General features: G+C 59.5%; 13 protein-coding genes and 1 pseudogene. 7 read left to right on the top strand and 7 right to left on the bottom strand.

Annotated features, from left to right (window positions below; genetic code table 11):
* Positions 1-29 precede the first annotated feature (29 nt).
* Positions 30-806 (top strand): IclR family transcriptional regulator, encoded by a 777-nt coding sequence (locus ACA052_RS25200; protein WP_497647270.1) that lies wholly within the window; start codon positions 30-32, stop codon positions 804-806.
* 209 nt (positions 807-1,015) lie between these two features.
* A complete protein-coding gene (locus ACA052_RS25195; protein ID WP_497647269.1) occupies positions 1,016-1,894 on the top strand; it encodes a DMT family transporter in 879 nt (292 codons plus the stop codon).
* Positions 1,895-1,989: 95 nt separating this feature from the next.
* Here the strand turns inward: ACA052_RS25195 and ACA052_RS25190 are convergent, their stop codons facing one another.
* Positions 1,990-3,291: an MFS transporter gene (locus ACA052_RS25190; protein WP_497647268.1), complete on the bottom strand. Its 1,302-nt coding sequence runs from the start codon at positions 3,289-3,291 to the stop codon at positions 1,990-1,992.
* Between the two features lie 393 nt (positions 3,292-3,684).
* On the opposite strand from ACA052_RS25190, the gene quiC reads away from it, so the two are divergent.
* Both quiC and ACA052_RS25180 read left to right on the top strand, forming a co-directional pair.
* Positions 3,685-5,586: a 3-dehydroshikimate dehydratase QuiC gene (quiC, locus tag ACA052_RS25185; protein ID WP_497647267.1), complete on the top strand. Its 1,902-nt coding sequence runs from the start codon at positions 3,685-3,687 to the stop codon at positions 5,584-5,586.
* A gap of 102 nt (positions 5,587-5,688) precedes the next feature.
* Positions 5,689-6,366, top strand: a complete 678-nt coding sequence (locus tag ACA052_RS25180; RefSeq protein WP_497647266.1) for a TetR/AcrR family transcriptional regulator — start codon at positions 5,689-5,691, stop codon at positions 6,364-6,366.
* An 80-nt stretch (positions 6,367-6,446) separates the two neighbouring features.
* Here ACA052_RS25180 and ACA052_RS25175 read toward each other — a convergent pair whose 3' ends face one another.
* From ACA052_RS25175 to ACA052_RS25165, 3 genes are all read right to left on the bottom strand, one after another.
* Entirely contained in the window at positions 6,447-7,301 is an 855-nt protein-coding gene (locus ACA052_RS25175; protein ID WP_497647265.1) for a shikimate dehydrogenase, read from the bottom strand.
* A 5-nt stretch (positions 7,302-7,306) separates the two neighbouring features.
* Positions 7,307-7,747: a type II 3-dehydroquinate dehydratase gene (aroQ, locus tag ACA052_RS25170; RefSeq protein ID WP_497647264.1), complete on the bottom strand. Its 441-nt coding sequence runs from the start codon at positions 7,745-7,747 to the stop codon at positions 7,307-7,309.
* 207 nt (positions 7,748-7,954) lie between these two features.
* Positions 7,955-8,866 (bottom strand): LysR family transcriptional regulator, encoded by a 912-nt coding sequence (locus ACA052_RS25165; protein ID WP_497647263.1) that lies wholly within the window; start codon positions 8,864-8,866, stop codon positions 7,955-7,957.
* Between the two features lie 116 nt (positions 8,867-8,982).
* On the opposite strand from ACA052_RS25165, the gene ACA052_RS25160 reads away from it, so the two are divergent.
* Positions 8,983-9,189, top strand: coding sequence for a tautomerase family protein (locus ACA052_RS25160; RefSeq protein WP_059402046.1), 207 nt, complete (start codon positions 8,983-8,985; stop codon positions 9,187-9,189).
* Between the two features lie 123 nt (positions 9,190-9,312).
* Here ACA052_RS25160 and trmA read toward each other — a convergent pair whose 3' ends face one another.
* Positions 9,313-10,392, bottom strand: coding sequence for a tRNA (uridine(54)-C5)-methyltransferase TrmA (gene trmA, locus ACA052_RS25155; RefSeq protein ID WP_497647262.1), 1,080 nt, complete (start codon positions 10,390-10,392; stop codon positions 9,313-9,315).
* The gene (locus tag ACA052_RS25150) at positions 10,389-11,684 is read right to left on the bottom strand and encodes an NCS2 family permease (protein ID WP_497647261.1); all 1,296 of its coding nucleotides are present in this window, start codon (positions 11,682-11,684) and stop codon (positions 10,389-10,391) included. The genes trmA and ACA052_RS25150 overlap by 4 nt, the downstream gene beginning before the upstream one ends.
* Positions 11,685-11,907: 223 nt before the next feature.
* On the opposite strand from ACA052_RS25150, the gene ACA052_RS25145 reads away from it, so the two are divergent.
* Positions 11,908-12,354 (top strand): DUF4879 domain-containing protein, encoded by a 447-nt coding sequence (locus ACA052_RS25145; RefSeq protein ID WP_497650398.1) that lies wholly within the window; start codon positions 11,908-11,910, stop codon positions 12,352-12,354.
* 66 nt (positions 12,355-12,420) lie between these two features.
* Complete coding sequence (locus tag ACA052_RS25140) at positions 12,421-12,972, top strand: DJ-1 family glyoxalase III (RefSeq protein ID WP_497647260.1); 552 nt, start codon at positions 12,421-12,423, stop codon at positions 12,970-12,972.
* A gap of 5 nt (positions 12,973-12,977) precedes the next feature.
* Here the strand turns inward: ACA052_RS25140 and ACA052_RS25135 are convergent.
* A pseudogene (locus ACA052_RS25135) lies at positions 12,978-13,160 on the bottom strand (HigA family addiction module antitoxin); the annotation flags it as partial.
* Positions 13,161-13,194: the final 34 nt, after the last annotated feature.

Raw genomic sequence — 13,194 nt, 5'->3', positions numbered from 1 at the left:
AATCAGGCAAATTATGTACGGAACCTCCCATGGCCGGCAGTCAGATCGAACGTGTCTTCAACGTGCTGGAAAGCCTGACCAGTGATCCGCGGGGCCTGCCGATGCAGACGCTGGCGGGGCAACTGGACATCCCCAAAAGTGCAACTCATCGTCTGCTCGCGGAGCTGATTCGGCTGGGTTATGTGCGGCAGAATCCGGAAAACCTGCGGTACCACCTGTCGACCAAATTGGTGGCGATGGGTTTTCGTTTCCTGTCGGGCAGCGGTGCCGATATCGTTCAGCCGGTGCTTGATCGCCTGGCTCAGGAGACCGGTGAGTTGGTGCGTCTCGGGGTGATTGAAGGGGAGCGGCAGATCTGGATTGCCAAGTCTCAGGGTGCCCGTTCCGGTCTGCGTTATGACCCGGACATGGGTCGCGATGCACCGTTGTTCTATACCGCGTCCGGCCATGCATGGCTGGCGTGCATGAGCGATGCCCAGGCGTTGTCGCTGGTGGAGCGCCAGGGTGGCGACCGGCCTAAAGACCTCGGGCCAAATGCACCGCGGTCCACTATTGAACTGCTGGAACGGCTGCGACTCGCGCGGGAGCAGGGTTATGCCTGGGTCGAGGAAAGCTCGGCGGTGGGCACCTCGGCGATCGCGGCGGTGGTACGGCATCCGAGCGAGGGCCGAGTGCTGGGTGTGTTGAGCATCGCCGGGCCGAGTGCGCGTATGCCGGGGGCACGACTGCACGAGTTGGCGCCGTTGTTATTGGGGTATGCCGAAGAGTTGTCGGCGGCGAGCCTGGCGTCGGAGTTCTTCAACTAATTTGGATTCATTGTAGGAGCGAGCTTGCTCGCGATGGAGTGTCAGCTTGCGCGGTGTCGACTGACACTCCATCGCGAGCAAGCTCGCTCCTACAGTAAAGGGTGATTTCCGGAAAATTGTGCGCTGTTCGCCCATTTTCGGGTTGTGGTCATGTCAGAATCTGGAACCCGGTTCTAAATTAGTGAATTTGCAAGGCATAAGGGAAACCCATGACCGTCAGCACCCCGCTCTCCGGCGTAAACCAACCCTTTAAAGGGATTTTGCTGATCGTCGTCGCGACCTTCCTCTTCTCCAGCCATGACGCCTTGTCGAAATACCTGTCGGGCTTCTACCCGATTGTCATGGTGGTCTGGGCCCGCTATGTGGTTCACACCTTACTGATGGCCGGGATTTTTTTGCCGCAAGCCGGGTTGCGTGTCCTACGCACTAAACGGCCGCTGCTGCAGGTGCTGAGGGCGTTGTGTCTGTTGGGCACCAGTTTGTTTTTCACCACGGGTCTGCAGTACATCCCGTTGGCCGAAGCCACGGCGGTCAACTTCCTTGCGCCGGTGCTGGTCACCGCGTTGTCGTTGCCACTGCTGGGTGAACACGTCAGCCGAGGCCAATGGATCGCGGTGATCTGCGGCTTTATCGGCGTGGTGATCATCGTCCATCCCGGCGGCGATCTGTTTACGCCCGCGGTGTTGCTGCCGCTCTGTTCTGCGCTGTTTTTCTGCTTCTATCAATTGCTCACTCGCAAGCTCAGCAACATCGACAGCCCGACCACTAGCAACTTCTTTGCTGGCCTGTGCAATACGTTGGCCATGAGTGCGCTGGTGCCGTTCTTCTGGCAGATGCCAAGCGTTGGGCACGGCTTCATGATGGTGGCGCTGGGCGCCTGCGGGATGACGGCACACTTGTTTCTGACCCAGGCTTTCCGTTACGCCGCCCCCGCGCTGCTGGCGCCATTCGGCTATTGCCAGATTGTGTTTGCCGGTTTGCTGGGCTGGCTGTTGTTTTCCCACACACCGACCTTGACCACGGTGGTCGGGATCGCGGTGATTTGCTGCAGCGGGTTGGCGGCAGCGTGGCAGCAGAGCCGTCGGTAAAACGGTGAACGAACTGTGGGAGCGAGCCTTTGTGGCGAGGGGACAAGTCCCCTCGCCACAAAGGCTCGCTCCCACAGGGGAATTGCGTCGGATTTTTACTCGGTAACGGTTGGAATCTTGCGCGGCGCCATGAAGTACATCCAGGTCAGCGCGATGAAGTACATCGCCGGAATCAGGGTGAACAGCACGGTGTAGTTGTTGTTGGTGACCGTCAGAATGTGGCCGACCAATTGAGTCATGAACATCCCGCCGATGGCGGCGCACATGCCGCCGAAACCGAACACCGTGCTCATCATGTGTTTAGGCGTGTAGTCCATCACCAGGCTCCAGATGTTCGCGGTCCAGGCCTGGTGTGCGCCGATGGCCAGGGAGATGGCGAACACCGCGACCCACAGGCTGCTCGAACCGGCGGCCATGATCACGCCGATGATGCAGCAGGCGAACAGGAACATGGACATCAGTCGCGCCTTGATCGGGTTGATTCCGCGGCCGATCAGGAACGAAGACAGGATCCCGCCACCCACACTACCGAAGTCAGCCGTCAGGTAGATGATGATCAGCGGGATACCCATCTGGGTCACGTTGATCCCCAGATTGTATTGCTGGTTCAGAAACGGCGGCAGCCAATACAGGTAGAACCAGAACACCGGCGCCGTCATCGAGTAGGCGAGGGCGAAAGCCCAGGTGCCACGCATGCGCAGGATTTTCGAGAATGGCACGCGGGCCTGTTCCGGTTCGACTTCTTTCTGGATGTAGTCCAGTTCCGATTGTTTAACGCTCGGGTGTTCTTCCGGGTTGAAATACTTCAAGCCCCAGAACAGCAACCAGATCCCGCCCAGTGCCGACATGCACAGGAACGCCGCTTGCCAGCCCCACACATGGAGGATCAGCGGCAAGAGCATCGGGGTGAACATCGCGCCGACGTTTGTCCCGGCGTTGAAGATGCCGGTGGCCACGGCGCGTTCGCCGGCCGGGAACCACAGCCGCGTGGTTTTCACGCAGGCCGGGTAATTGGCGGCCTCAGTCAGGCCGAGGATAAACCGGCAGACCATGAAGCCGACCGCCGACGTGGCCAGGCCGTGAGCGCCGGTGGCAATGCTCCAGAGCAGCACCGCGCAGAAGAACACACGTTTCACGCCGACCCGGTCGATCAACCTGCCTTGCAGCACGAAGCCGATGGCGTAGCCGACCTGGAACCAGAAGTTGATGTTGGCGTAATCCATCGCCGTCCAGCTCATTTCCTTGGCCAGGATGGGCTGCATGACGCCCAGTGCGGCGCGGTCGATGTAGTTCAGGGTGGTGGCGAAAAACACCAGCGCCAGCATGCCCCAACGGGTTTTGCCAACCGCCATGGCGCCACGGATCTTGTCGCCGATGCCGCCAGCGGCAGGAGACATGGAGGAACGCTCCACGGGAGAGCTTTGAGAAGGAGTCATGTAGGCCACCGATTATTTTTATGTGGTGTTCTGGGTCTTTGGTCACCGAGACCGATGTTGTCACCGGACTCAATGTGAAGTCGATGGTGGGCAGTGGACGAAAAATCGTCAATTCGCCAAGGGCCTTTTTGTTCGATAATCGAACGGAAAACTAACTGGATAGTACACATTGAGTGTCTCGCAGCCAATAATTCCCCCAGGATAAACGCCACCCCTGTAGGAGCTGCCGAGTGAAACGAGGCTGCGATCTTTTGATTTTATAAAACCAACATCAAAAGATCGCAGCCTGCGGCAGCTCCTACAGGAATGCAAAACCTCGATAACAAGATTGTCTCCACCACCGGGAGTCGAAACATGCAGCGTTCCATTGCCACCGTGTCCTTGAGCGGTACCCTGCCGGAAAAACTCGAAGCCATTGCCGCCGCCGGTTTTGACGGCGTGGAGATTTTCGAAAACGACCTGCTCTATTACGACGGCAGTCCCCGGGAAATTAAACAGATGTGTGCCGATCTCGGGATCGCCATCACGCTGTTCCAACCTTTCCGCGACTTCGAAGGCTGCCGCCGCGATCGCCTGTCGCGCAACCTGGAGCGGGCCGAGCGCAAGTTCGACCTGATGCAGGAACTGGGCACCGATCTGGTGCTGGTGTGCAGCAACGCCTCGGCCGATTCAATCGGTGATGAACGCATCCTTGTTGACGACTTGCGCCTGCTGGCCGAGCGGGCCGGTGCTCGTGGCTTGCGGATCGGTTACGAAGCGCTGGCGTGGGGGCGGCATGTAAATACTTATCAACAGGTCTGGAACATCGTCCGTCAGGCCGATCACCCAAGCCTCGGTGTGTTGCTGGACAGTTTTCACACGCTGTCGCTCAAGGGGGATCCGAGCGCCATCGCCGAGATTCCGGGTGACAAGATTTTCTTCGTGCAAATGGCCGACGCACCGATCCTGGCCATGGACGTCCTGGAGTGGAGCCGGCATTTCCGTTGCTTCCCCGGGCAGGGTGAATTCGATTTGCCGGGGTTTCTTGCCCCTATCATCAAGAGTGGCTACACCGGGCCGCTGTCGCTGGAAATCTTCAATGACGGCTTTCGCGCCGCGCCGCCTCGGGCCAATGCCGCCGACGGTTTGCGTTCGTTGCTGTACCTCGAGGAAAAAACCCGTGAGCGGTTGGCGCAGGAGGCCAAACCAGCGACCAGCGCCGACATTCTGTTCGAGACGCCCAAGGCCAGCGAGTACAACGGCGTCGAGTTTCTCGAGTTCGCCGTGGACGAAAGCCTTGGCGCCAAGCTCTCCCATTGGCTGGAGCGGTTGGGGTTCGTCAAGGTGGGCCAGCATCGTTCCAAGAGCGTCAGCCTGTTCCGCCAGGGGGATATCAACCTGATTCTCAACTCCGAGCCTTACTCATTCGCCCACAGTTTTTTCGAGGCTCACGGCCCATCGCTGTGTGCCACGGCTGTGCGGGTCAAGGACAGCGCCAGCGCTTTGGCTCGGGCCGTGGCCTACAAAGGCCAGCCGTATCGCGGACTGGTGGGGCCCAATGAACTGGAGCTCGCGGCCGTGCGCGCACCGGACGGCAGCCTGATTTACCTGGTGGATCAGGACGCCGATGTCTACGGGACTGATTTCAATCTGCAACCGACGGCGGCGGTCAGCGGCGGCCTCAAGCGCATCGACCACATGGCGATGGCTCTGCCGGCCGACAGCCTCGACAGCTGGGTGCTGTTCTATAAAAGCTTGCTGGATTTCGAGGCCGACGACGAAGTGGTGTTGCCCGATCCGTACGGTCTGGTGAAGAGCCGAGCCTTGCGCAGCCGCGACAGTTCGATCCGCTTGCCACTGAACATTTCCGAGAACCGCAACACCGCGATCTCACATGCGTTGTCGAGTTATCGCGGCTCGGGCGTGCACCATATTGCCTTCGATTGCGACGACATTTTCACTGAGGTCAGCCGGGCCAAGGAGGCGGGGGTGCCGCTGCTGGATATCCCGCTGAATTACTACGATGACTTGGCGGCGCGGTTCGATTTCGACGACGAGTTCCTTAGCGAACTGGCCTATTTCAACGTGCTTTACGACCGTGACGCTCAAGGAGGCGAGCTGTTCCACGTCTATACAGAGCCGTTCGAAGGGCGGTTTTTCTTTGAGATTATCCAGCGCAAGAACGGGTATGCCGGTTACGGCGCGGCGAACGTGGCGGTGCGACTGGCCGCCATGGCCAAATCTCGCAGTGGCGCCGTTCGTCAGGCAAAGTTGTAGGGAATTCGTAAGCGCGGGGCTAATCCGTTGCCGCACGACTTCCTTCAGTGTGCGGCGCGGCCCATAATCGCCAGCCTGTGCAGTAATGGCCGTGAGCCCGCAATGACAATACATTCAGACCTCTCTGCAGCCGCCGAAGAACCCATCGTCGAGCCGCGCAAGAGTCGCAAGAACAACCCGGAAAAAACCCGCGAGAACATCCTTCAGGAGGCCATCGTCGAGTTCGTCCAGCAAGGGCTCTCCGGTGCTCGCGTCGATGCTATCGCCGAGCGCATCCACACTTCCAAACGCATGATCTATTACTACTTCGGCAGTAAGGAACAGCTCTACGTCGAGGTACTGGAGAAACTCTACGGCGATATCCGCAGCACTGAAAACCGCCTGCATCTGGCGGAGCTGGCGCCGCTGGAGGCCATTCGACGGCTAGTGGAGTTCACCTTTGATCACCATGATCGAAACGTTGATTTCGTGCGCATCGTCAGTATCGAGAACATTCACAACGCCGAGTATGTAAAACGCTCCGATGCGATCAAGGCGATGAACAACACCATCCTCGATTCATTAGGCGTGATTTTGCAGCGCGGTGCTGAGGAGGGGGTGTTCCGTAGTGGCTTCAATCCGCTGGACGTGCATTTGCTGATCACGTCGTTTTGCTTCTATCGTGTCTCGAACCGCCATACCCTGGGTGAGATTTTTCAGATCGACTTGTCGGAAGAAAGCGTCAAGCAACGTCATCGGGAAATGGTCTGCGAGTCGGTTTTGCGCTATCTGCAGGCCTGAAAAGATCGCAGCCTGCGGCAGCTCCTACAAAGGCACGTATTCCCATGTAGGAGCTGCCGCAGGCTGCGATCTTTTGATCCTCAACCGTTCATGCTCTGAAAATGCGCCAGCATTCGCCGGGCATCCGGCACCACGCCGCTGAATAACTCGAACGCCTTGACCGCCTGGAACACCGCCATGTTGCCGCCATCCAGCGTGCGGCAACCCAAGGCCCGGGCATTGCACAGCAGTTCGGTTTCCAGCGGGAAGTAAACGATCTCCGCCACCCATAACTGCGCCCGAAGCAACTCCACCGGTACCGGCATGCCCGGCAGCTTTTTCATGCCCATGGGCGTGGTATTCACCAGGCCGTCGGCCTGCGCCATCGTGCTCGACAAATCATGCCCGGCCACCGCCCGGCCGGCGCCGAAGGTCTGATTGAGGTTGTCGGCCAGACTTTGGGCGCGGCTGATTTCCACATCAAAAATGCTCAGTTGTTGTACGCCCTCGCTCAATAGCGCGTGGGCCACCGCCGCCCCGGCGCCACCTGCGCCCATTTGTACGATACGTTCGACGGCAACGCCCTTCAGGCCTCGACGAAAACCTTCGGCAAAACCCAGGCAGTCAGTGTTGTGGCCGATGCGTTTGCCATCCTTCAGAACGACGGTGTTCACCGCGCCAATGGCTCGGGCTTCCGGCGACAATTCGTCGAGCAGCGGGATGATCGTCTGCTTGCACGGGAAGGTGATGTTCAGCCCTGTGAAATTCATACGCTCCGCGGCCATTAGCAGGTCGGGCAGGGCGGCGCTGTCGAGTTGCAACTGATCAAGGTCGATCAGGCGATAGAGGTAACGCAAACCCTGGGCATCGCCCTCCTGCTCGTGCAGCGCCGGAGTGCGGGAAGCCTGGATGCCGGCGCCGATCAGTCCGGCCAGTACCCCGTTGTTCTGAGTCATGGTGTTCACCCTTTCAAACGCTGGCTGAAATGCTCCAGCGCGAGGCGATAACCATGGCTACCGAAACCGGCCATTACCGCGGTGGCAATGGCCGAAACGAATGAGTGGTGGCGGAAGGGCTCGCGGGCGTGGACGTTGGACAGGTGAACTTCAATCACCGGCAACTCGCTGGCGACGAGGGCATCGCGGATCGCAACCGACGTGTGGGTCCAGGCAGCCGGGTTGATGACGATCCCGGCGCAACGGCCCCTCGCGGCATGAATCCAGTCGAGCAATTCGCCTTCATGGTTGGTCTGGCGAAACTCCACCGCCAGACCGAACTCTTCGGAGGCACGTGCGCACAACACCGAGATATCCGCCAGGGTTTCGTGGCCGTAAGTCGCCGGTTCACGGGTGCCGAGCAGGTTCAGGTTCGGGCCATTGAGCACCAGAACGATAGGGTTCATCGGGGACTCTCCACTTATTATTTTTGGCATTGGCTGAGGGGTTCAGCCTGTGGAGATAAATTGTACTAGATGGTTAATTTGGTCAATCGGAGAGGTGCTGTGCCGGGCTTTTGTGTGCGGTGATCGAACATCAAAAGATCGCAGCCTTCGGCAGCTCCTACAGGGGAACGCGTTCAAAATGTAGGGGCTGCCGAAGGCTGCGATCTTTTAACGTGGCAAATGCTCAACCAGAAAATCGATGAATGCTCTTAGCCGCAACGGCACATGCCGACTTTGCGGGTAAAGCAGGGTGAACGGCCGCGAGCGTCCGCTATAAGGCTGGAGCACTTCCACCAGCGAGCCATCGGCCAGTTCGTTTTCGACAATGAAGCGATAGGTTTGAAACAACCCCGCCCCGTGTTTTGCCAGGGTCACGCCACCCAGCACATCGTCCGAACAACTGAGGTTGCCCTCGGCAAGAATCTCGCGCTGCACGCCGTCGTCGTTGAACAGCCAGGCAATCCGTCGGCCGCTGCTGGGCAGTTCGTACTGGACGCATTCGTGTTGCTTGAGGTCGTCCAGGGTGTGCGGAGTGCCCGCACGCTTCAGGTAATCGGGGCTGGCAATCATCACCAGCGCCGCGTCCTCAAGGTGTCGGGCGATCAGCCCCGAATCCGGAATCGCCCGCACGCGGATGGCCATGTCATACCCTTCGCCGACGAAATCGATGTTGCGGTTGCTGATGTGCGACTCGACTTTTACTGACGGGAACCGGGCCCGAAACTCAGGCAGCAACGGCAGGATGCGATGGTGGGCGTAGGTGGTGGGAATACTGATGCGCAAGGTGCCGGAAGGCTCCTGCTGCTGGCCCATGACCTCACGTTGGGCTTCGACCAGTTGTGCCAGCGCCTGACGACATTCCTCGTAATAACGCCGACCACTGTCGCTCAGTTTGACGCTGCGGGTGGTGCGCGCGAACAACCGCACACCCAGGCGTTCCTCCATGCGCGATACCGAACGGCTCACGGCCGCCGGCGTAACACCGGCCACCAGTGCGGCCGCGGTAAAACTGCCAGCCTCGGCGGCCAGGCAAAACAGTTCGATGCTGCCGAGCTGAAGATCGTCGAAGGTTCGCTGCATGATTGATTACACCGGGGATCAAATGAAGTAGTGAATTGCGCCACTGTAGATGAAATAGCCGGAGCAGTGCTTTACTTGACCTGCGCCTAATTTAATTACCGGACAGGAGCAATATCATGCCTTTCGTCAGCGTACGCATCACCCGTGACGGCGTGACTCGGGAGCAGAAAGCCCAGGTCATCGCCGAAATCACCGACACTTTGAAGCGCGTCCTCGGCAAGCCTCCGGAGCTGACCCACATCGTCATTGAGGAAGTCGACACCGATAACTGGGGGTATGCGGGCATCACCACCACTGAATATCGAAAAAATCAGCCGGGTTGATTCGGTTATGGAGTTGTAGGAGCGAGCTTGCTCGCGATGATCGTTAACGATAACGCGTGTTTGCTGGATAAAACACGGCGCTTTGAGTCCATCGCGAGCAAGCTCGCTCCTACAGGGGGCTGCTCAGCGCCGGGTCAACAACACCCCGGACTCCATGTGATGAGTCCACGGGAACTGGTCGAACATTGCACACCGGGTGATGCGGTGAGTGTCGTGCAGTTGGGCGATGTTGGCCGCCAGGGTTTGCGGGTTGCAGGAAATGTACAGGATGTTGTCGAAGCGGCGCGTCAGCTCGCAAGTGTCCGGGTCCATGCCGGCGCGAGGCGGATCGACGAAGACGCTACCAAACTCGTAGCTCTTGAGGTCGATGCCGTGCAGGCGACGGAATGGCCGCACTTCGTTCAGCGCTTCGGTCAGCTCTTCGGCAGACAAACGCACCAGGGTGACGTTATCCACAGCGTTTTCGCTGAGGTTGCTCAACGCCGCGTTGACTGAACTCTTGCTGATTTCGGTGGCCAGCACTTTGCGCACACGGGTGGCGAGTGGCAGCGTGAAGTTGCCGTTGCCGCAATACAACTCCAGCAAATCATCCGGGCGATCACCGAGTGAGTCATAAGCCCAGTTGAGCATCTTCTGGTTCACGGTGCCGTTCGGCTGGGTGAACGCGCCTTCCGGCTGGCGGTAGCTGAAGGTGCGGCCGCCGACTTCGAATTGCTCGACCACGTAATCGTGGCCGATCACTTCGCGCTTGCCTTTGGATCGGCCAATAACACTGACGTTAAGGTCAGCCGCGAGTTTGGACGCGGCAGCGTGCCAGTGCTCGTCCAGCGGGCGGTGATAACACAGGGTGATCATCGCATCGCCGGCCAGGGTGGTCAGGAACTCCACCTGAAACAGTTTGTGGCTCAGGGCCGCGCTGGCTTTCCACGCCGCTTTAAGCTGCGGCATCAACTCATTGATGCGCAGGCTGGCAATCGGAAACTCTTCGATCAGGATCGGCGTGCGTTTGTCTTCCTGGGAAAACATCGCGTAGTGCCGCTCGCCCGCTTCGCGCCACAAACGGAACTCGGCCCGCAGACGGAAGTTTTTCAGGGGCGAATCGAACACGACGGGCTCCGGCGCATCGAACGGAGCCAGCAGGTCACGCAGGCGCGTGGCCTTTTCTTCGAGTTGAACGGCGTATGCCTGGGAATCAAAAGTCATGCGTTGAACCAACCCAGCTTGATGACGAACAGAATCGATAGAATCACCAGTGCCGAGTTCAGCTCACGGCCGCGACCGGACAACAGCTTGATCACGGTCCAGGAAATGAAACCGAACGCGATGCCGTTGGCGATGGAGTAGGTGAACGGCATGGCCAGCGCGGTGACCACGACCGGTGCGGCCACAGTGATGTCGTCCCAATCTATTTCGGCCAGGCCGGAAGTCATCAGTACCGCGACGAACAGCAGTGCCGGTGCGGTGGCAAACGCGGGAACGCTGGCGGCCAGTGGCGAGAAGAACAGCGCCAGCAGGAACAGAATGGCCACCACCACAGCGGTCAGGCCCGTGCGGCCACCGGCACTCACGCCGGCGGCGGATTCGATGTAGCTGGTGGTGGTCGAAGTGCCCAGCAAGGACCCGGCCATGGCAGCGGTACTGTCGGCGATCAGGGCACGGCCCATTTTCGGCATGTGGCCATCCTTGCTCATCAGGCCGGCGCGCTTGGCGACGCCGATCAGGGTGCCGGAGTTGTCGAACAGGTCGACGAACAGGAAGGCAAAGATCACGCTGACCAGACCGATGTCCAGTGCGCCTTTGATGTCCAGTTGCAGGAAAGTCGGCGCCAGCGACGGCGGCATCGACATGACACCGCCGAACGGTGTGAAGCCCAAGGCGATGGAAGCGATGGTCACTACCAGGATGCCGATCAGCACTGCGCCGCGCACCGCCAGTGCTTCGAGGGCAACGATCAGGGCAAAACCGAGGGTGGCGAGGATCGGGGCCGGTTGCTTCAGGTCACCGAGGCCGACCATGGTCGCGGGGTTGCTGACCACGATGCCGGCGTTGTGCAGGGCAATCAGTGCCAGGAACAGGCCGATACCGGCGGCAATCGCCGAGCGCAGCGGCAGCGGGATGCTGTTGATGATCCATTCACGGATGCGGAAGATCGACAACAGGAAGAAGCACACTGCCGAAATGAACACCGCGCCCAGCGCCACTTGCCAGGTGTGGCCCATGTGCAGGACCACGGTGTAGGTGAAGAAGGCGTTCAGGCCCATGCCCGGTGCGAGGGCGATCGGGTAGTTGGCAATCAGGCCCATCACTGTCGAGCCGAAGGCGGCTGCCAGACAGGTCGCGACAAACACCGCGCCCTTGTCCATGCCGGTCTCGCCGAGGATGCTCGGGTTGACGAACAGAATGTAGGCCATGGCCAAAAAGGTCGTGACGCCCGCCAGAATCTCGGTGCGTACGTTGGTGTTGTGTGCCTTGAGTTGAAACAGCCTTTCCAGCATGTCTGCTCCCCGTGGCGCGCCCGGCGCCGTGAATGTATCGACCTCAACAGCAAAGCACAGACCGCTGCAGGCGCCTGGTAATTTTCTGTGGGTCGGAAAAAGCCGCGCATCATACCAGCAGCGTGGGGTTATGGCTGCTTATGGCTGCGATCGTCGTCGATGTTTTGCGGTCAAGCCAAGTGCGCCATACTGCGCGCTGGTTTTGGGGCTAGATAGGAATTGCATGAAAAAGCCTGGTTTTGCCGCATTCGGCGCAATGATCGGCCTGTTTCTGATCACACAAACCGCCTTGGCGGCCTCGGCACCGCCGTTGACCCAGGTGAAAGTGCTCAAAGTCGAATCGCCGGGCTGCGGCTTTGAAGATATTGCCGAGGGTCAGGAGCAGACCCGTTGCAATCACAGCGGACCGCACATCAAGGTCTACGTGCTGGAGGTCGGTTACGGTCGCCAGCCCCGGGTCGCACTGGATGGCTTCGAAGTGGACGGCACCCGGAGCAAGGTGTGCGCGTTCGCTAACGGCAACCTGACCGATTGTTCCGAACGGACGAAAATAGTGGGCTATCTGTATGTCTTCGATCTGGCTGGAAAACAGGAAGGCACCTTCACTTTCAGCAACACGTCGATCAATGCGCCCGGCAACACGATATCAACGCAGCTTTACATCAAGTAAAGACAGGCTCGAACAAGGGGCAGGAAAGCTGACTACGCTCTAAAGATCATCCTGTGGACTGCGCCCATGACCTTTAGAGCCTTGATTACCCTCGCCGAGGGCATCGATGACCTGCAAACAGTGACGTTGATCGATGTGTTGCGCCGCGCCAAAGTTGAAGTGGTGGTGGCGAGCATCGAAGGACGGCGCATGCTCACCTGTGCCCGTGGCACCCGAGTGACAGCCGACGCGATGTTGGTGGATTTGCTGGCCCAACCGTTCGACCTGATCGCACTGCCAGGTGGCGCCGTCGGGGCGCAACACCTGGCGGCCCATCAACCCTTGCAACAATTGCTCAAGGATCAGGCAGCGGCCGGGCGTTTGTTCGCCGGCATCGCCGAAGCCCCGGCCCTGGCACTGCAAGCCTTTGGCGTCCTGCGTCAGCGGCGCATGACCTGCCTGCCTTTGGTCAGCCATCAACTCTCGGGCTGCAACTTCATCGATCAGCCGGTGGTGGTCGATGGCAATTGCATCACTGCCCAAGGCTCCGGTGCGGCGTTGGAGTTTGCGCTGACGCTGGTGGAGCAACTCTGCGGCAAAGCCATGCGGGTGACGGTGGCGGGGGAGTTGCTGGTTTAGAAATGTCAGGCGTGAACGGCAAGGAGTTTGATGACCGGTTGCTCTCGCTGCTCTGCTTGCCAGAGATCGTAGTCGGTCTGAGCCCCTAGCCACATCCGCGCCTTACCAAGCCCGGCCCGCTCCAGACGAACCGCGAGGTCTGGGCTGATCGGCGCGTGTCCATGCAGTACACGCGAAAGGTGCGGGCGTTGGGGTGAAACAGGTGTAAACCTATTTCAGGAC

This window comes from Pseudomonas sp. LBUM1644 (assembly GCF_059716195.1).
This window is presented reverse-complemented; position numbering and strand designations above follow the sequence as displayed.

Excerpts from the sequence above, each read along its gene's own strand:
- ACA052_RS25200 (WP_497647270.1), top strand. The coding sequence starts at position 30 with ATGGCCGGCAGTCAGATCGAACGTGTCTTCAACGTGCTGGAAAGCCTG.
- ACA052_RS25195 (WP_497647269.1), top strand. The coding sequence starts at position 1,016 with ATGACCGTCAGCACCCCGCTCTCCGGCGTAAACCAACCCTTTAAAGGG.
- ACA052_RS25190 (WP_497647268.1), bottom strand. The coding sequence starts at position 3,291 with ATGTCTCCTGCCGCTGGCGGCATCGGCGACAAGATCCGTGGCGCCATG.
- quiC (WP_497647267.1), top strand. The coding sequence starts at position 3,685 with ATGCAGCGTTCCATTGCCACCGTGTCCTTGAGCGGTACCCTGCCGGAA.
- ACA052_RS25180 (WP_497647266.1), top strand. The coding sequence starts at position 5,689 with ATGACAATACATTCAGACCTCTCTGCAGCCGCCGAAGAACCCATCGTC.
- ACA052_RS25175 (WP_497647265.1), bottom strand. The coding sequence starts at position 7,301 with ATGACTCAGAACAACGGGGTACTGGCCGGACTGATCGGCGCCGGCATC.
- aroQ (WP_497647264.1), bottom strand. The coding sequence starts at position 7,747 with ATGAACCCTATCGTTCTGGTGCTCAATGGCCCGAACCTGAACCTGCTC.
- ACA052_RS25165 (WP_497647263.1), bottom strand. The coding sequence starts at position 8,866 with ATGCAGCGAACCTTCGACGATCTTCAGCTCGGCAGCATCGAACTGTTT.
- ACA052_RS25160 (WP_059402046.1), top strand. The coding sequence starts at position 8,983 with ATGCCTTTCGTCAGCGTACGCATCACCCGTGACGGCGTGACTCGGGAG.
- trmA (WP_497647262.1), bottom strand. The coding sequence starts at position 10,392 with ATGACTTTTGATTCCCAGGCATACGCCGTTCAACTCGAAGAAAAGGCC.
- ACA052_RS25150 (WP_497647261.1), bottom strand. The coding sequence starts at position 11,684 with ATGCTGGAAAGGCTGTTTCAACTCAAGGCACACAACACCAACGTACGC.
- ACA052_RS25145 (WP_497650398.1), top strand. The coding sequence starts at position 11,908 with ATGAAAAAGCCTGGTTTTGCCGCATTCGGCGCAATGATCGGCCTGTTT.
- ACA052_RS25140 (WP_497647260.1), top strand. The coding sequence starts at position 12,421 with ATGACCTTTAGAGCCTTGATTACCCTCGCCGAGGGCATCGATGACCTG.